We start from the raw sequence: 18,055 nt of genomic DNA on the forward strand, positions 1-18,055 counted from the left end.
ATGCCGCACATTCTGATCGTCGAAGACGAAACCATCATCCGCTCGGCCTTGCGTCGCCTGCTCGAACGGAACCAGTACCAGGTCAGCGAAGCCGGCTCGGTGCAGGAAGCCCAGGAACGCTTCAGCATTGCCACCTTCGACCTGATCGTCAGCGACCTGCGCCTGCCAGGCGCGCCCGGCACCGAACTGATCAAGCTCGGCCAAGGCACCCCGGTGCTGATCATGACCAGCTACGCCAGCCTGCGCTCGGCAGTAGACTCGATGAAAATGGGCGCGGTGGACTACATCGCCAAGCCCTTCGACCATGACGAGATGCTGCAAGCGGTGGCGCGTATCCTGCGTGACCGGCAGAACGCCCCGGCTGCTGCTCCAGTGGCCGAGCCACGGGCCACCAACGGCAAGGCCGCCCCAGCCGACAAAGGCAGCGCGGCAGCCGCCAATGGCGAAATCGGCATCATCGGCTCGTGCCCACCGATGCAAGACATGTACAGCAAGATCCGCAAGGTCGCGCCCACCGACTCCAACGTGCTGATCCAGGGCGAGTCGGGCACCGGTAAAGAGTTGGTGGCACGCGCCCTGCACAACCTGTCGCGCCGGGCCAAGGCGCCGATGATTTCGGTGAACTGCGCGGCCATCCCCGAGACACTGATCGAGTCCGAACTGTTCGGCCACGAGAAAGGCGCGTTCACCGGCGCCAGCGCCGGGCGCGCCGGCCTGGTGGAAGCTGCCGATGGCGGTACCCTGTTCCTCGACGAAATCGGCGAACTGCCGCTGGAAGCCCAGGCCCGCCTGTTGCGCGTGCTGCAGGAAGGCGAGATTCGCCGGGTGGGTTCGGTACAGTCGCAAAAGGTTGATGTACGCCTGATCGCCGCGACCCACCGTGACCTGAAGAACCTGGCCAAGGCCGGCCAGTTCCGTGAAGACCTGTATTACCGCCTGCACGTGATCGCCCTGAAACTGCCTGCCCTGCGCGAGCGCGGCAGCGACGTCAACGAAATCGCCAGCGCCTTCCTCGCCCGCCAGAGCGCGCGCATCGGCCGCGACGACCTGCACTTCTCGGCCGAAGCCGAGCAAGCCATCCGTCACTACAGCTGGCCGGGTAACGTGCGAGAGCTGGAAAACGCCGTGGAGCGTGCGGTGATACTCAGCGAGAGCGCAGAAATTTCCGCCGACCTGCTGGGCATCGACATCGAGCTGGGTGACCTGGAGGATGATGAAATCCTCGACAACGCCCTGGTCGTGGCCAGTGCGGCGAATGCCAGCCATGAGCCGACCGAGGACCTGTCGCTGGAGGACTATTTCCAGCACTTCGTGCTCGAACACCAGGACCACATGACCGAGACCGAGCTGGCTCGCAAGCTCGGGGTCAGCCGCAAGTGCCTGTGGGAACGCCGCCAGCGCCTGGGCATCCCGCGGCGCAAGAGCAACGCTACCAGCGAATAAGCGATCTGCCGGGGCGGGAGGTTCCTCCTGCCTCTTCTACACAGCCTCGCCGGCCCTTTCGCGGGTAAACCCGCTCCCACAGGTATTACCCCCTCGAGGAGAGTGAATTACCTGTGGGAGCGGGTTTACCCGCGAAAGGGCCGGCAAGGCCAGCGCACACACCCCAGGTAACACATCAGCCCCCGCAAAAATCTGTTACCCAAGCTTTCCGCCGTAACAGTTCCCGAGGCGTACGGTAACGAAATTTCGACATTTTCGACCGCTGAAAAACTGCTAGCCACCTCCAACCCTTTGATTTTACTGGGTTTGCAAAAGTTGGCACGGCACCTGCTATATGTCTGGTACAAGAACAATAACAAGCACTGCAACTCAGAATAAGAACAAGACGAAACGGCTCACGCACAATAAAAACAAGACGGCGGAGGCGCAGCTAACTGATTCTTTTGGAGAGGATGCGTGTTTGGGGCTTGCCCCACAACCAGGCAGAGAACAATAAAAACTGCACTAAAAAGCAGCGCCTGAATTGGTTGGATCGACAGATCAACGTGACATCAGCGACCAAAGCAATCCGTTTGCTCTTAACCCCTGGCTTGGGGGTCGTCCACAAGCTTCGAGATTTGTGGACAGGGCACTCAACAAAAACAAGAAGCCCAGCAGAAAAACAATAAGAGCACGCAACGACTTCTTGGGGAGCTTAGGCTCCCCTTGTCGTTTCTACCCTTCCGGCAGGCATCCTGCTACCCGCCTACACCATTCCTTGAGTAAATGCTAGAATCCCCGCCCATCATGCGGCCATTCTCCTATTCTTGGCCGAACATTCCTTCAAACAGTGCATCCCATGCTGAAGAAGCTGTTCCAGTCGTTCCGCCCGCCCGTACCGGGCCCGCACCACAGGCGCACCACGCCTGAGGTGATCAACAAGAGCCAGCACTCGCTGCAACGCCACCAGTTCAGCCGCCATGCGGTGAACATCGTGGAACGCCTGCAGAGCGCCGGTTACCAGGCTTACCTGGTCGGTGGATGTGTCCGCGACCTGATGTTGGGCATCACGCCGAAAGACTTCGACGTCGCCACCAGTGCCACCCCCGAACAGGTCCGCGCCGAGTTCCGCAACGCGCGCATCATTGGCCGCCGCTTCAAGCTGGTCCACGTGCATTTCGGCCGTGAGATCATCGAGGTCGCCACCTTCCGCGCGCACCATTCGGAAGACGACCAGGGCGACAGCCACCGTTCGTCGCACAATGCCAGTGGCCGCATCCTGCGGGACAACGTGTACGGCACCCTGGAAGAGGACGCGCAACGTCGCGACTTCACCATCAACGCCCTGTACTACGACCCGGTCAGCGAGCGCATCCTCGACTACGCCAACGGCGTGCACGATATCCGCAACCGCCTGCTGCGCCTGATCGGCGACCCTACCCACCGCTATCAGGAAGACCCGGTGCGCATGCTGCGCGCGGTGCGCTTCGCCGCCAAGCTCGACTTTGGCATCGAAAAGCATACCGTCCAGCCGATCCGCGAGCTGGCCCCAATGCTGCGCGAGATTCCGCCAGCGCGCCTGTTCGAAGAGAGCCTCAAGCTGTTCCTCTCCGGCCAGGGCGCCATGGTCTTCGAAATGCTGGTCGATCTGCAGTTGTTCGAGCCGCTGTTCCCGGCCAGTTCGCATGCCCTGGACGAGCGCCCGACTTATACCCACACGCTGATCAGCCAGGCGCTGAACAACACCGACCTGCGCGTGAAGCAAGGCAAACCGGTAACCCCGGCCTTCCTCTTCGCCGCGCTGCTGTGGCCAGCCCTGCCCGCCCGCGTGCTGCACCTGCAGAACCAGGGCGTGCCGCCGATCCCTGCCATGAACGGTGCGGCCCACGACCTGATTGCCGAGCAATGCGCACGCATCGCCATCCCCAAGCGCTTTACCCTGCCGATCCGCGAGATCTGGGACATGCAGGAGCGCCTGCCACGCCGCAGCGGCAAGCGCGCCGACATGCTGCTGGACAACCCGCGCTTCCGCGCCGGCTACGACTTCCTGCTGCTGCGGGAAAGCGCCGGGGAAGAAACCGATGACCTTGGCCAGTGGTGGACCGACTACCAGGATGCCAACGACAGCGAGCGCCGCGAGATGATCCGAGAGCTGGGCAGCCGTGACGAAGGCACCGGTGCCGGCCCGCGCAAACGCAAGCGCAGCGGTGGCAAACGCAAGCGCAGTGGCGACGAGGCGTTCGAGTGAGCACCCGCGCCTATATCGGCCTGGGCAGCAACCTGGACGCACCTGCGGAGCAGTTGCGCAGCGCCTTGCAGGCCCTCGACCAGGTCGAAGCCACACGCCTGGTGGCGGCTTCGGCCCTGTACACCAGCGATTCGCTGCTGCCCGGCCAGCCGCGCTACACCAACGCCGTCGCTGCCCTGGACACCGCCCTGGCGCCGCTTGCCCTGCTCGATGCCCTGCAGGCCATCGAGAACGAACAGGGCCGCGTGCGCAAGGAGCGCTGGGGCCCGCGCACACTGGACCTGGACATCCTGCTGTTCGGCGACCAGGTGCTCGACGAGCCACGCCTGAAAGTGCCGCATTACCACATGCATGCCCGGCCTTTCGTGCTGTACCCGCTGGCGGAACTGGTACCGGGCGATTTTCGCCTGGCCGATGGCCGCGCCCTCGCGCAACTGCTCGCCGACTGCCCGTTCGTCGGCCTGGAACGCCTGTAAACCGGGCGTTCCAGCCTTGCGCACTGGCGCGGTAACGCCAGTAACACCCTGATCGTAACAATGCGGTAACAGGGTCATTGACTTCCCCCACCTCGCTCACGACTATAGGCGTCCCGTGTGGCACCAAAGTGCCGCATACCCGTATTTAGGCCCGGACGGACCTGTGCCCGAACATCACGCGCGATGATGTGCCGCTCCGGAAGATGACTACACGCGTTGAATGCAGTCGTTTCTTACAGCGCCTGAACGAGGAATTTCCTACATGCCTGAAGTAACCCTGACCACCCTCAATGGCCTCAAGGCCAAGGGTGAAAAAATCACCATGCTGACCTGCTACGACGCGACCTTCGCCAAGGCCGCCAGCCAGGCCGGTGTCGAAGTGTTGCTGGTGGGCGACTCGCTGGGCATGGTCCTGCAAGGCCACGACAGCACACTGCCGGTAACCACCGCGGACATGGCCTACCATACGGCCAGCGTCAAACGTGGCAATGACGGCGCGCTGATCCTCGCCGACCTGCCGTTCATGGCGCATGCCACCCCGGAGCTGGCCTTTGCCAACAGCGCCACGCTGATGCAGGCCGGCGCCCACATGATCAAGATCGAAGGCGCTGCCTGGCTGGCCGAGACCATCCGCCTGCTGGCCGAGCGTGGCGTGCCGGTATGCGCGCACATGGGCCTGACCCCGCAGACTGTCAACGTGCTGGGCGGCTACAAGGTCCAGGGCCGCCAGGAAGCCCAGGCCCGGCAGATGCGCGCCGACGCCATCGCCCTGGAACAGGCCGGTGCGGCCATGCTGCTGCTCGAATGCGTGCCCAGCGAACTGGCGGCGGAAATCACCAGTGCCGTAGCCATCCCGGTGATCGGCATTGGCGCGGGCAGCGGCACCGATGGCCAGGTACTGGTCCTGCACGACATGCTCGGCCTGTCGCTGAGCGGCCGCGTACCGAAGTTCGTGAAGAACTTCATGCAAGGCCAGCCGGATATCCACAGCGCCCTCGTCGCTTACGTCGAGGCGGTCAAGCAAGTCAGCTTCCCAGGCAGCGAACACGGGTTCAGTGCATGAATACAGTCAAGACCGTCCGCGAACTGCGCGCCGCAGTCGCCCGCGCCCGCGGTGAAGGCAAGCGCATCGGCTTCGTGCCAACCATGGGCAACCTGCACAGCGGCCATGCCGCGCTGGTGACCAAGGCTGCGCAGCGCGCCGATTTCGTGGTCGCCAGCATCTTCGTCAACCCGCTGCAATTCGGCGCCAACGAAGACCTCGACAAATACCCGCGCACCCTGGCCGCCGACCAGGAGCGCCTGCTCCAGGCAGGCTGCAATCTGCTGTTCGCGCCCAGCGTCGAAGAGATGTACCCCGACGGCATGAGCGTGCAAACCCGCGTCAGCGTGCCTCACCTTTCCGAAGGCCTGTGCGGCGCCAGCCGGCCCGGGCATTTCGAAGGCGTGGCCACCGTGGTCAGCAAGCTGTTCAACATGGTCCAGCCCGACCTTGCCGTGTTCGGTGAAAAGGACTTTCAGCAGTTGGCGGTCATACGTGCCATGGTGCGCGACCTGAACATGCCGATCCAGATCATCGGCGAGCCCACCGTGCGGGCCGAGGACGGCCTGGCGCTGTCGTCGCGCAATGGTTACCTCACACCTGAGCAACGTACTGCGGCGCCAGCGTTGTACCGCACGCTGCAGCATATCGCTGCTGGTATCGGCCGTGGCCAGCGAGACTTTGCCGCGCTGGTTGCCGAAGGCCAGGCGCAGTTGACCGCCGCTGGTTTCCGCCCGGATTACCTGGAAGTGCGTCATGCCGTGAGCCTGCGCCCGGCAGTGATCGATGATCGAGATCTGGTGGTGATTGCGGCGGCTTACCTGGGTAACACACGGTTGATCGACAACCTGTACCTGCATGTGGAAGAGAAGACCGCGTAACGGCCTGGGCTGCTTTGCAGCCCATTCGCAGCACAAGGCTGCTCCTACAGAGGAATACTATCTCCTGTAGGAGCAGCCTTGTGCTGCGAATGGGGCGCAAAGCGCCCCCCCAAATTCCCCGCCATACCCATTCCCTGCAAGTGGCCTTTGCCTATAATGGTGCCAGCCTGAACCCGGCAATGAGTGCCGTGTCCAAGGTCTCACCACGCACCAAGGGAACCCCGCGCAATGGCGTATTACCGTACACCCCACGATGTCACGGCCCTGCCCGCCTGGCAGGCGCTCCAGCAACACCGCGACGCCATGCAAGGCTTCAGCATGCGCGAAGCGTTCGCCGCCGATGCCAAGCGCTTCGATCAGTTCTCCCTGAGCTCCTGTGGCCTGTTCCTCGACTATTCGAAAAACCTGATCACTGAACAAAGCCGCGACCTGCTGGTGAACCTGGCCAACGAAGTGGGCCTGCAGGACGCCATCAAGTCGATGTTCGCCGGCGAAATCATCAACGCCTCCGAAGGCCGCCCGGTGCTGCACACCGCCCTGCGCCGGCCGGTAGGCGACAAGCTCAGCGTCAACGGCGTGAACGTCATGCCGGAAGTACACAAGGTGCTCAATCAGATCACCGAACTGGTCGGCCGTATCCACGACGGACTGTGGCGCGGCTACAGCGAAAAACCGATCACCGATGTGGTCAACATCGGTATCGGTGGCTCGTTCCTCGGCCCCGAGCTGGTCTCTGAGGCGCTGCTGCCCTATGCCCAGCGCGGTGTGCGCTGCCACTACCTGGCGAACATCGACGGCAGTGAGTTCCACGAGCTGTCGGCCAACCTGCGCGCCGAAACCACCCTGTTCATCGTCTCGTCGAAATCGTTCAACACCCTCGAGACTTTGAAGAACGCCATGGCCGCGCGTACCTGGTATCTGGCCCAGGGCGGCTCGGAAGCCGAGCTGTACCGCCACTTCATCGCCGTTTCCAGCAACAAGGCTGCCGCCGTGGCCTTCGGCATCCGCGAAGAAAACATCTTCCCGATGTGGGACTGGGTAGGCGGGCGTTACTCGCTGTGGTCGGCCATCGGCCTGCCGATCGCCCTGGCCATCGGTACCGCCAACTTCAAGGAACTGCTGTCCGGTGCCTACACCATGGACCAGCACTTCCAGACCGCGCCGTTCGAAAAGAACATGCCGGTGCTGCTGGCCCTGCTGGGCGTGTGGTACGGCAACTTCTGGGGCGCCAGCAGCCACGCGATCCTGCCGTACGATCACTACCTGCGCAACATTACCAAGCACCTGCAACAGCTGGACATGGAGTCCAACGGCAAGAGCGTGCTGCAGGACGGCACCCCGGTGAAAACCGACACCGGCCCGGTGATCTGGGGCGGCGTCGGCTGCAACGGCCAGCATGCCTATCACCAGCTACTGCACCAGGGCACCCAGCTGATTCCGGCCGACTTCATCGTGCCGGTGGTGAGCTTCAATCCGGTGGCTGACCATCATCAGTGGCTGTACGCCAACTGCCTGTCGCAGAGCCAGGCGCTGATGCTGGGCAAAACCCGCGAGGAAGCCGAAACCGAGCTGCGCGGCAAGGGCCTGAACGAAGCGGACATTGCAAAGCTCGCACCGCACAAGGTGATCCCGGGCAACCGCCCGAGCAACACCCTGGTGGTGGAACGCATCAGCCCGCGCCGCCTGGGCGCGCTGGTGGCGATGTACGAGCACAAGGTCTTCGTACAGAGCGTGATCTGGGGCATCAACGCCTTCGACCAGTGGGGCGTGGAGCTGGGCAAGGAGCTGGGCAAGGGCGTTTACCAACGCCTTGTCGGCAGCCTGGAAGACAGCGCCGAAGATGGTTCCACCCAAGGCCTGATCAACTACTTCCGCGGCCGTCACCGCGGGTGATCTGAAACCTTCGCCAGCCTCTTCGCGGGCTTGCCCGCTCCCACAGGTACTGCACAGGCTTCGAAAACTGTGCGGCCCCTGTGGGAGCGGGCGAGCCCGCGAAGGGGCCGGTACAGGTTGAACACCTCTCCCAGCTACACTGTCCTATCGAATAGCCGTTGCAGTCCATCGCCCCTTACAAGAGCAGGACCACCCGCCATGTTCGATATCCGCAACTACCCCCAGGCCCTGGCCGTCAGCCAGTCCGCCGCCATCACCCCCGACGAGTACCGCCGCCTCTACCGCCAGTCGGTGGATGACCCCGACACCTTCTGGGCCGAACAGGCCAAGCGCCTGGACTGGATCAAGCCTTGGTCGAGCGTGCAGCAATGCGACCTGAAGACCGGCAACGCCCGCTGGTTCGACGGCGCCCAGCTCAACGTCAGCTACAACTGCATCGACCGCCACCTGGCACGACGCGGCGAACAGATCGCCCTGCTGTGGGAAGGCGATGATCCCAAGGATTCCAAGGCCATCACCTACCGCGAACTGCACCGCCAGGTCTGTCGCCTGGCCAATGCACTGAAAGCACGCGGGGTGAAGAAAGGCGACCGGGTGTGCATCTACATGCCGATGATTCCCGAGGCCGCCTTCGCCATGCTCGCCTGCACCCGCATCGGTGCCATCCACTCGGTAGTGTTCGGCGGCTTCTCGCCCGATGCCCTGCGCGACCGTATCCTAGATGCCGACTGCCGTACGGTGATTACCGCCGATGAAGGCGTGCGCGGCGGCAAACGTATCCCGCTGAAACAGAACGTCGACAAGGCCCTGGCCAGTTGCCCCGCGGTCAGCAGCGTATTCGTGGTGCGCCGCACCGGCGGCGATGTCGCCTGGGCCGAAGGCCGTGACCTCTGGTACCACGAGGCAACGGAAAAGGCCGGCGACGACTGCGCTCCCGAGCCGATGGGCGCCGAAGACCCGCTGTTCATCCTCTATACCTCCGGCAGCACAGGTAAACCCAAAGGAGTGCTGCACACCACCGGCGGCTACCTGCTACAGGCCACCCTCACTTTCAAGGTGGTGTTCGACTACCGTGAAGGCGAGGTGTTCTGGTGCACCGCCGATGTCGGCTGGGTCACCGGCCACAGCTACATCGTCTATGGCCCGCTGGCCAACGGCGCGATCTCGCTGATGTTCGAAGGCGTGCCCAACTACCCGGACACCTCACGTTTCTGGCAGGTGGTGGACAAGCACCAGGTGAACATCTTCTACACCGCCCCAACCGCCCTGCGCGCGCTGATGCGCGAGGGTTCCGCGCCGCTACAGAACACTTCACGCCAGAGCCTGCGCCTGCTGGGCAGCGTCGGCGAGCCGATCAACCCCGAAGCCTGGGAGTGGTATTTCGAGGAAGTAGGGCAAAAGCGCTGCCCCATCGTCGATACCTGGTGGCAGACCGAAACCGGCGGCATCATGCTCACCCCGCTGCCCGGCTCGCAGTCGCTCAAGCCCGGCTGTGCCACCCAGCCCATGTTCGGCGTGCAACCCGTGCTGCTGGACGAAAAGGGCAAGCTCATCGAAGGCCCCGGCGCTGGCTTGCTGGCGATCAAGGCCAGTTGGCCGGGGCAGATCCGCAGCGTCTACGGCGACCATCAGCGCATGGTCGACACCTATTTCAAACCGATGCCCGGCTATTACTTCACCGGCGACGGTGCCCGCCGCGACGCCGATGGCGACTACTGGATCACCGGGCGTATCGACGACGTGATCAACGTTTCCGGGCACCGCATCGGTACCGCCGAAGTGGAAAGCGCGCTGGTACTGCATGACAGTGTCGCCGAAGCGGCGGTGGTCGGTTACCCCCACGACCTCAAGGGCCAAGGCGTTTACGCCTTCGTCACGCCCATGAATGGCGTAACGCCGGACGACGCGCTCAAAGCCGAGTTGCTGGCCCTGGTCAGCAAGGAAATCGGCAGTTTCGCCAAACCCGAGCTGATCCAGTGGGCCCCGGCATTGCCCAAGACACGCTCAGGCAAGATCATGCGGCGTATACTGCGCAAGATCGCCTGCAACGAGCTGGACAACCTGGGCGATACCTCGACCCTGGCCGACCCCAGCGTGGTGCAGGGCCTGATCGACAAACGCCTCAACCAGTAACCGGCGGCCGCTGTTCATGGCCGCCCTGAACCACAGGTCGCCATGGAAGCCCTTCGCCGCCGCATCGAAACCCAGGTCATGAGCCTTACCGGGCTGGCCCTCGGCCAGCTCGACCTGGAGTCGCCAAAGGGCGACCCGGGCCTGTTCGGCCCGCACAGCATCAGCTGGCGGGTACATGGCGACTTCCCGAGCATGCTGGTCGGCGGCATCAGTGCCCTCATGCTGCAGTTGCTGCACCCGCTGGCCCTGGCCGGGGTGTGGGACCATTCCAACTTCCGTGAAGACCTGCTCGGCCGCCTGCGCCGTACCAGCCAATTCATCTCCGGTACCACCTTCGGCGCCACCCGCGATGCCGAGTGGCTGATCGACAAGGTGCGCACCATCCACCTGCAGGTGACCGGCACCGCGCCGGATGGTCGCCCATATGCGGCCAGCGACCCGGACCTGCTGACCTGGGTGCATGTGGCGGAAGTCAGTAGCTTCCTCGCCGCCCACCTGCGTTACCGCAACCCGCAGCTTGCGCGCGCCGAGCAGGATGCCTATTACGCAGAAATCGCATTGATTGCCGAGCGCCTTGGCGCCTGCGATGTGCCGCGCTCATGCCAGCAGGTCGAGGACTACCTGCAGCACATGCGCCCGCAGTTGCACTGCGACGCACGCAGCCATGAGGTGGTCGGCATCCTGCTCGATGCCCCCGCTCCCAGCCGCCTGGCACAGCCGGTGGGCAAGCTGATGCTGCACGCCGGTATCGACCTGCTGCCGGGCTGGGCCCAGGCCATGCTCGGGCTACAGCACGGCCCGTTGCAGCGGCGCATGATCCGCCTGGGCCTGCAACGCACCGCGCCAGTACTGCGCTGGGCGATGCGTGACGGCTCGGCGCACCGTGCCAAACGGCGCATGGGCATCGAATGAAGTCGAATGGTCGCCTCAGCGGAACTGATTTAACGTGCCATACTCCAAGCTCTCCTGCTTAGACAGACGAAGCGACACATGTACAAAGGATTGACTCGCGCCGCTGGCGCACTTCTGGCCCTCGTAGCCCTCTACAGCCTTCTCGGCTTTCTCGTTCTCCCCGGTGTCACGCTGCGCATCGCCAATCAGCAGTTGGCCCAGTACGCAACCGTACCTGCCCACCTCGAACGGATCGAGCTCAACCCCTTCAGCCTCGAGCTGACATTGTGGGGCCTGCAGATCGGCGAGCCGGGCAAGGAGCAGGTCGGCTTCGACCGGCTTTACGCCAACCTCTCGCTCGACAGCCTGTGGAGCGGCGCCTTGCACCTGGACGCAGTGGAACTGGTCAAGCCTCGCAACGAAGTGCTGTTCGCCAAGGACGGTACTCTAAACCTGACCCGCCTGTTCAAGCTGCCAGCCAGCGAAGCCAAGCCTGACGAGCCGCCCAGCGACCCGTTCCCGCTACGCATCGGCAGCATCAAGCTCAGCGACGGCTATCTGCACTTCGAGGACCTGCGTCCGAGCGAGCCGATCGAGTTCCTCTACGACAACATGAACCTGGAGTTGAAGAACCTCAGCACCCTGCCCAACGACAATGCCGACATGGCCCTGGTGGCCATCGGCCCCAACGGCGGGCGCATCGACTGGAAAGGCACCCTGAGCCTGGCGCCGATCGCCTCTGAAGGCACACTGAAAATCACCGAAGGCAGGATGAAGGCGTTCTGGCCCTATGTGCGCGATGCGGTGCCACTGGTGCTGGAAGACGGCGTGGTCAGCCTCGACACACACTACAAGCTCAACCTCGCCAAGCAGACCGAGCTATTGCTGGACAACGCGTCGGTGCGCATTGCACCGTTCGCCATCAAGGCCCCGGATGGCCGCCCGCTGGCACGCCTGGCCAGCCTGGAAGTGAGCGAGACCTCGGTCGACCTGGTCAAGCAGCTGGTCACCGTGGGCAAGATCCGCAGCGAAAAACTGGAAACCTGGGCCGCGCTGGAAAAGGACGGCCAACTCGACTGGCAGAAGCTGTTCGCCAGCCAGCCGGCCAAGGCCACGCCGAAGGAAAAGGCCGAACCAGCCACCGCCGAGCCCACGCCTGAACAGCAAGCCGCCAAGGAGCCGAGCAAACCCTGGCAGGTACTGCTCAAGGACGTGCAATTGCGTAACTACCTGGTGCACCTGGCAGACCGTACCCAGAAGGAGCCAGTGGCCCTCGACGTCGGCCCGCTCAATGCCGACCTGCAAGGGTTCGACAGCCTCAACAAGTCGCCCTTCACCCTCAAGCTCGATACCGGCGTGGGCAAGCAGGGCAAACTGCAGGCGGCCGGCCAGGTCAATCTGGCGCCCATCTGGGCCAAGCTGGACGTAAGCAGCCGCGACATCGACCTGCGGGTGGCCCAGGCCTATATCAGCCCGTTCATCCTGCTGGAGCTGCGCAGCGGCATGCTCGCCAGCGACCTCAAGGTCGACCTGAAGAACACCGCACCGCTGGCCTTCAGTGTCACCGGCAAGGCTCAGGTCAGCCAGCTGCACACCCTCGACACCATCAAGAGCCGCGACTTCGTCAAATGGCAGCAGGTGAACGTCGACGGCCTGTCCTACGTTCACGGCGATGCGCTGTCGATCGACAAGGTGACACTGCTGCAGCCCTATGCACGCTTCATCATCAACGAAGACCGCACCACCAACATCAACGACCTGCTGATCCCGCAGCCGGCCGACGCCCCGGCGGCCAGCCAGGCGAAGCCGGCCGCGGCCAGCAATGACAAGCCGCTGGGTATCCACATCGGCCAGATCGACATCAACGACGGCTCGGCCAACTTCGCCGACCTGTCCCTCACACCCAACTTCGCCACGGCTATCCAGCAGCTCAACGGCCGGGTCGGCACCATCGACAACCGCAAGCCGGTGCCGGCCAAGGTCGACGTCAAGGGCAAGGTCGACCGCTATGCGCCGGTCACCATCAAAGGCGCCCTGAACCCGTTCAATCCGCTGGCCAGCCTGGATATCGCCACCAGCTTCAAGCGGGTCGAGCTGACCACGCTCACCCCCTACTCTGGCAAGTTCGCCGGTTTCCGTATCCGCAAGGGCCGGCTCAACCTCGACCTGCACTACCTGATCACCAATGGCCAGCTGAAGGCCGAGAACAAGGTAGTGGTAGAGCAGCTGCAGTTGGGCGAGAAGGTCGACAGTCCGGACGCAGTGGACCTGCCGATTCGCCTGGCGGTGGCACTGCTGAAGGATACCGAAGGCAAGATCTCGATCGAGCTGCCGGTGTCGGGCGACCTCAACAACCCGCAGTTCAGCGTGATGCCGATCGTCTGGCAAACCCTGCGCAACCTGGTGTTGCGTGCGGCGCAGGCACCGTTCAAGTTCATTGGCGGGCTGGTTGCCGGCGGTGGCTCGGAAGACCTCGGCAATGTGTCCTTCGCCCCGGGCTCCAGCGAGCTCAATGGCGACGCCCAGGCATCGCTGGACAAGCTGGCGTCGGCCTTGAAGGAACGCCCGGAACTGCGCCTGGAAATCGAAGGCACCAGCGCCCAGGCCAGTGACGGCCCGCTGATCGCCCAGCAGCGCCTGGAGCGTGAGTACCAGGCCACCTGGTACAAGATCCTGCAGCGTCGCGGTGACAAGGTGCCGGCCAATGCCTCGATGCTGGTGGTCGACAACAGCGACAAACCGGCGATGCTCGAAGGCATCTACCGTAACCGCCTGAAGCAGCAGCCGCCTGCCGAATGGGAGCAACTGGGCCGCGACGAGCGCACCGCCAAGCTGCGCGAGGCGGTGATCAAGTCCTGGGCCGAAAGTACCGCGCTGCTGCGTACACTTGGCCAGGAGCGGGCCAGCAGCATCAAGGATTACCTGGTCGACAAGGGCCAGCTGGAAGATGACCGGGTGTACTTCATCGATACCAGCCTGGGGCAGGCCGAGAGCGATGGGCGGGTGGTGACGCCGATGCATCTGGATGCCGAGTAATCTCTACCAGCAGGTCTGGCCTCTTCGCGGGTAAACCCGCTCCCACAGGTACTGCACAGGCCTTGAGCAGTGCGCGATCCCTGTGAGAGCAGGTCTGGCCTCTTCGCGGGCTTGCCCGCTCCCACAGGTACTGCACAGGCCTTGAGCAGTGCGCGATCCCTGTGGGAGCGGGTTTACCCGCGAAGAGGCCGGTACAGGCTTCACACCAACCGCTGCCCCGACACTGCCGGGTGATACAGCGGCTGCACCATGTTACCCGCCGGGTCCAGCAGGTGGAAGCTGCGCGCACCGTCACCATGATTGAACGGCCGATCCAGCAAGGTCACGCCATGGGCCTTGAAGTACTGGTACCAAGCCTCCAGCTCCTCCACGCTATCGACGATGAATCCATAGTGGTCCAAGGTCTGCAAACCATTGGCCGCCCCGGCCCCACGCCCTAGCGACAGATTGTCGTTACCGCAGGTCAGGTACACCAGGTCTTCATTGGCGCGGTTCAGCACTTCCATGCCCAGCACATCGACGTAGAAGCGTTCGCACTCCTCAAGGTTCGGTACCAGCAAGGCGATATGGCGAAGGCCGTTCAGGCGACCAGGGCGGGCAGGCAATTCGGACATTGGCGAAGCTCCATTTTTGTATACAATTCATAATCGAATTTAAAACAAATGGAGCGACTTGTGTATAGCCTGTTCATCAAGACTCGGGTGAAGCCCGGCTGCGCAGAAGACTTTCTGAACGCGATCAAGGTCAATGCGGCGGCTTCCGTCGCCACCGAACCCGGTTGCCTGGTGTTCGATGTGTCGCAAGATCGGGTCGACCCGGACGTGATCTACCTGTACGAGATCTACCGCGACGATGCGGCGTATGAAGCGCATACCCAAACCGCGCACTTTCGCGATAGCCGACCATTGGTCGAGCCGCTGATAGTCGAGCAGGAATGCTTTGAAAGTGATGTGGTTGCGCGCAATCCGGTTTACTAGGCACACAATGAAAAGCCCCGGCAATAAGCCGGGGCCTGGAGCAAAGGTGGCCAAATCCGTTTGGCCGACGGGACATTCCTTACTCGGCTTTCAGGCCGTCGGACATGACGCTCTTGACGCCTTTGATGTTCTTGGTAATGCGAACGGCTTCTTCTTTCTGGGACTGAGTCACTGCCACGTCAGACGACAGCGAGACGACGCCCTGGCTGGTCTCGACTTTGATGTCGCTGCCTGGAATACCTTTTTCAGTCAGCAAGTCCGCTTTCACCTTGGTGGTGATCCAGGTGTCGGAACCTTCCTGCTTGGCGTTGTCCACGGTGTTCGCGGCCAACATGACTGGAGCCTGGGTTGGCTCTGCAGCGAACGCGCCGTTGGCCATGGTCAGGGTCAGAGCGGTAGCAGTAGCGGCAGCAATGGCGAACTTCTTCATGTGAGTCACTCCTGTTTATCGAAAGGTCTGCGCCGTATCTCCTGGCGTCAGGTATCAGGATAGTTGCATGCGCTGTGCCAGCTTTGCCGTTTCGCTTGTTTCCTTTTAAAACAACAACTTAGGAAAATAGCCATCCCGGCGGCGTCGTGCATTCTGCAATCTGCACGATAAACCTGCATGCAAGATGCAAGTCCGCAAAAGGTTCCGTACCGGCATAAAAAAAGGGCCCCTTGCGGGGCCCTTCTTTCTACTGCGAGCTACTGCGAGGCAATCCTCAGACGCCCGAAGCCTTGGCTGCGGCAACATCCTTGATCGACAGCTTGATACGGCCGCGGTTGTCCACGTCCAGTACCAGTACTTCAACTTCCTGGCCTTCTTTCAGGATGTCGGTGACTTTCTCGACGCGAGCATCGCTCAGCATCGAAATGTGCACCAGGCCGTCCTTGCCAGGCAGGATGTTGACGAAGGCGCCGAAGTCGACAATGCGCTCGACCTTGCCGACGTAGATCTTGCCGATCTCGGCCTCGGCGGTGATGCCCAGGATGCGCTGCTTGGCAGCATCTGCCGCTTCCTTGGTTTCGCCGAAGATCTTGATCGAGCCGTCGTCTTCGATGTCGATCGAAGCCTTGGTCTCTTCGCAGATGGCGCGAATGGTGGCGCCGCCTTTACCGATGACGTCACGGATCTTGTCGGTATCGATCTTCATGGCGATCATGGTCGGGGCGTTGGCCGACAGCTCGCTACGCGACTGGGCGATGATCTGGTTCATCTGGCCGAGGATGTTCAGGCGCGCTTCCAGGGCCTGGCCCAGGGCGATTTCCATGATCTCTTCGGTGATGCCGTTGATCTTGATGTCCATCTGCAGCGCGGTAACACCCTTGGCGGTACCGGCTACCTTGAAGTCCATGTCGCCCAGGTGATCTTCGTCACCCAGGATGTCGGTCAGGACGGCGAACTTGTCACCTTCCTTGACCAGGCCCATGGCGATACCGGCAACTGGTGCCTTCATCGGCACACCGGCGTCCATCAGCGCCAGGGAAGCACCGCAGACCGAAGCCATGGAGCTGGAACCGTTGGATTCGGTGATTTCCGAAACCACGCGGATGGTGTACGGGAATTCGCTGTCGCTCGGCAGCATGGCCTGCACGCCACGACGGGCCAGGCGACCGTGGCCGATTTCACGACGGCCGGCACCGCCCATGCGGCCGCACTCACCCACCGAGAACGGCGGGAAGTTGTAGTGCAGCATGAACGGGTCTTTCTTCTCGCCTTCCAGGGTGTCCAGTAGCTGGGCGTCACGGGCGGTACCCAAGGTCGCGACGACCAGGGCCTGGGTCTCGCCACGGGTGAACAGCGCCGAACCGTGAGTCTTCGGCAGTACGCCGACTTCGATGTTCAGCGGGCGCACAGTGCGGGTGTCACGGCCGTCGATACGCGGCTTGCCGTTGACGATGTTCTCGCGGACGGTGCGGTATTCCAGCTCGCCGAAGATTTCCTTGATGGCGCTGGCGGACGGGCCGGTCTCTTCGTTGCTCAGACGGGCGATGGCCTCGTCGCGCAGCTGGCCCAGGCGGTTGTAGCGGTCAGCCTTCTGGGTAATGGTATAGGCCTGCGAAACGGCTTCGCCGAACTCGCCACGGACCAGGTTCATCAGCTCGACGTTGGCCGGAGCTGGCTGCCAGTCCCAGGTCGGCTTGGCGGCTTCGGCGGCCAGTTCCTTGACGGCCTGGATCACGGCCTGGAATTCGTCGTGGGCGAACAGCACGGCGCCCAGCATCTGGTCTTCGGTCAGCTCTTTGGCTTCCGATTCGACCATCAGTACAGCCGATTCGGTACCGGCAACGACCATGTCCAGGCTCGAGGCAGCCAGTTGCTCGTAGGTCGGGTTCAGCAGGTAGCCGGTGCTTTCGTGGAAGGCAACGCGAGCGGCGCCGATCGGGCCTTCGAACGGAATGCCGGAAATGGCCAGGGCAGCCGAGGTACCGATCATCGCAGCGATGTCCGGGTCGGTCTTCTTGCTGGTGGAAACCACGGTGCAGACGACCTGCACTTCGTTCATGAAGCCTTCCGGGAACAGCGGACGGATCGGACGGTCGATCAGGCGCGAGGTCAGCGTCTCTTTCTCGGAAGGACGGCCTTCACGCTTGAAGAAGCCACCCGGGATCTTGCCGGCGGCGTAGGTTTTTTCCTGGTAGTGAACCGACAGCGGGAAGAAACCCTTGCCTGGATCAGCCTGTTTGGCACCTACCACAGTCACCAGCACGGTGACGTCGTTGTCGACGGTAACCAGCACGGCGCCGGTTGCCTGACGGGCAATACGGCCCGTTTCGAGAGTAACGGTCGATTGACCGAACTGGAAAGTCTTGATTACCGGGTTCACGGTTTCCTACCTTTTTTCAGTGGCTCTGGGGGAACTGGTTTCTTGCGAATTCTTGGGCAGAACAGGGAATCGGCCCCGTTGACCGTCCAGATACAACACGAGGCTGGGAGCCTGGCACCAAGCGGAAAATCCGCTCAGCATTGCCAGGCTGCCAACCTCGGAGATACGCGTGGCGTGTCCAACGACAGCGCTGCAAAACAGCCCTGCCGAAGCCTGCGACACGCCATGCACACCACTGGCCAGGCC

The 18,055-nt window shown here is 62.8% G+C and carries 13 protein-coding genes; 10 read left to right on the forward strand and 3 right to left on the reverse strand.

Annotation, left to right across the window (positions count from 1 at the left end; all coding sequences use genetic code 11):
- The 9 genes from JV551A3_RS27225 (at position 1) to JV551A3_RS27270 (ending at position 14,022) form a co-directional block, all read left to right on the forward strand.
- Positions 1-1,443, forward strand: coding sequence for a sigma-54-dependent transcriptional regulator (locus JV551A3_RS27225; RefSeq protein ID WP_133975527.1), 1,443 nt, complete (start codon positions 1-3; stop codon positions 1,441-1,443).
- 838 nt (positions 1,444-2,281) lie between these two features.
- Positions 2,282-3,670, forward strand: a complete 1,389-nt coding sequence (locus tag JV551A3_RS27235) for a polynucleotide adenylyltransferase PcnB (RefSeq protein WP_112250039.1) — start codon at positions 2,282-2,284, stop codon at positions 3,668-3,670.
- Positions 3,667-4,146, forward strand: coding sequence for a 2-amino-4-hydroxy-6-hydroxymethyldihydropteridine diphosphokinase (gene folK, locus JV551A3_RS27240; protein ID WP_133975531.1), 480 nt, complete (start codon positions 3,667-3,669; stop codon positions 4,144-4,146). Before JV551A3_RS27235 ends, folK begins: the two co-directional genes overlap by 4 nt.
- A gap of 262 nt (positions 4,147-4,408) precedes the next feature.
- A complete protein-coding gene (panB, locus tag JV551A3_RS27245; protein ID WP_133975533.1) occupies positions 4,409-5,209 on the forward strand; it encodes a 3-methyl-2-oxobutanoate hydroxymethyltransferase in 801 nt (266 codons plus the stop codon).
- Positions 5,206-6,069 carry a pantoate--beta-alanine ligase gene (gene panC, locus JV551A3_RS27250; protein ID WP_133975536.1) on the forward strand — a complete coding sequence of 288 codons (864 nt, stop codon included), beginning with the start codon at positions 5,206-5,208 and terminating at the stop codon, positions 6,067-6,069. Before panB ends, panC begins: the two co-directional genes overlap by 4 nt.
- Positions 6,070-6,297: 228 nt before the next feature.
- Complete coding sequence (gene pgi / locus JV551A3_RS27255) at positions 6,298-7,962, forward strand: glucose-6-phosphate isomerase (protein WP_133975538.1); 1,665 nt, start codon at positions 6,298-6,300, stop codon at positions 7,960-7,962.
- 198 nt (positions 7,963-8,160) lie between these two features.
- A complete protein-coding gene (acs, locus tag JV551A3_RS27260) occupies positions 8,161-10,095 on the forward strand; it encodes an acetate--CoA ligase (RefSeq protein WP_133975540.1) in 1,935 nt (644 codons plus the stop codon).
- 42 nt (positions 10,096-10,137) lie between these two features.
- The gene (locus JV551A3_RS27265; protein ID WP_133975542.1) at positions 10,138-11,007 is read left to right on the forward strand and encodes an oxygenase MpaB family protein; all 870 of its coding nucleotides are present in this window, start codon (positions 10,138-10,140) and stop codon (positions 11,005-11,007) included.
- A 78-nt stretch (positions 11,008-11,085) separates the two neighbouring features.
- Positions 11,086-14,022, forward strand: a complete 2,937-nt coding sequence (locus JV551A3_RS27270; RefSeq protein WP_133975543.1) for a DUF748 domain-containing protein — start codon at positions 11,086-11,088, stop codon at positions 14,020-14,022.
- A gap of 200 nt (positions 14,023-14,222) precedes the next feature.
- On the opposite strand, the gene JV551A3_RS27280 is transcribed toward JV551A3_RS27270, so the two are convergent.
- Positions 14,223-14,636: a VOC family protein gene (locus tag JV551A3_RS27280; protein WP_133975545.1), complete on the reverse strand. Its 414-nt coding sequence runs from the start codon at positions 14,634-14,636 to the stop codon at positions 14,223-14,225.
- 60 nt (positions 14,637-14,696) lie between these two features.
- On the opposite strand from JV551A3_RS27280, the gene JV551A3_RS27285 reads away from it, so the two are divergent.
- Positions 14,697-14,999 carry a putative quinol monooxygenase gene (locus tag JV551A3_RS27285; RefSeq protein ID WP_133975547.1) on the forward strand — a complete coding sequence of 101 codons (303 nt, stop codon included), beginning with the start codon at positions 14,697-14,699 and terminating at the stop codon, positions 14,997-14,999.
- Positions 15,000-15,078: 79 nt separating this feature from the next.
- Here JV551A3_RS27285 and JV551A3_RS27290 read toward each other — a convergent pair whose 3' ends face one another.
- A complete protein-coding gene (locus JV551A3_RS27290; protein WP_025340697.1) occupies positions 15,079-15,429 on the reverse strand; it encodes a BON domain-containing protein in 351 nt (116 codons plus the stop codon).
- Between the two features lie 274 nt (positions 15,430-15,703).
- Positions 15,704-17,809 carry a polyribonucleotide nucleotidyltransferase gene (gene pnp, locus JV551A3_RS27295; RefSeq protein ID WP_114170431.1) on the reverse strand — a complete coding sequence of 702 codons (2,106 nt, stop codon included), beginning with the start codon at positions 17,807-17,809 and terminating at the stop codon, positions 15,704-15,706.
- Positions 17,810-18,055: the final 246 nt, after the last annotated feature.

Source organism: Pseudomonas inefficax, assembly GCF_900277125.1.
In the GTDB taxonomy this organism is placed as follows: Bacteria; Pseudomonadota; Gammaproteobacteria; order Pseudomonadales; family Pseudomonadaceae; genus Aquipseudomonas; species Aquipseudomonas inefficax.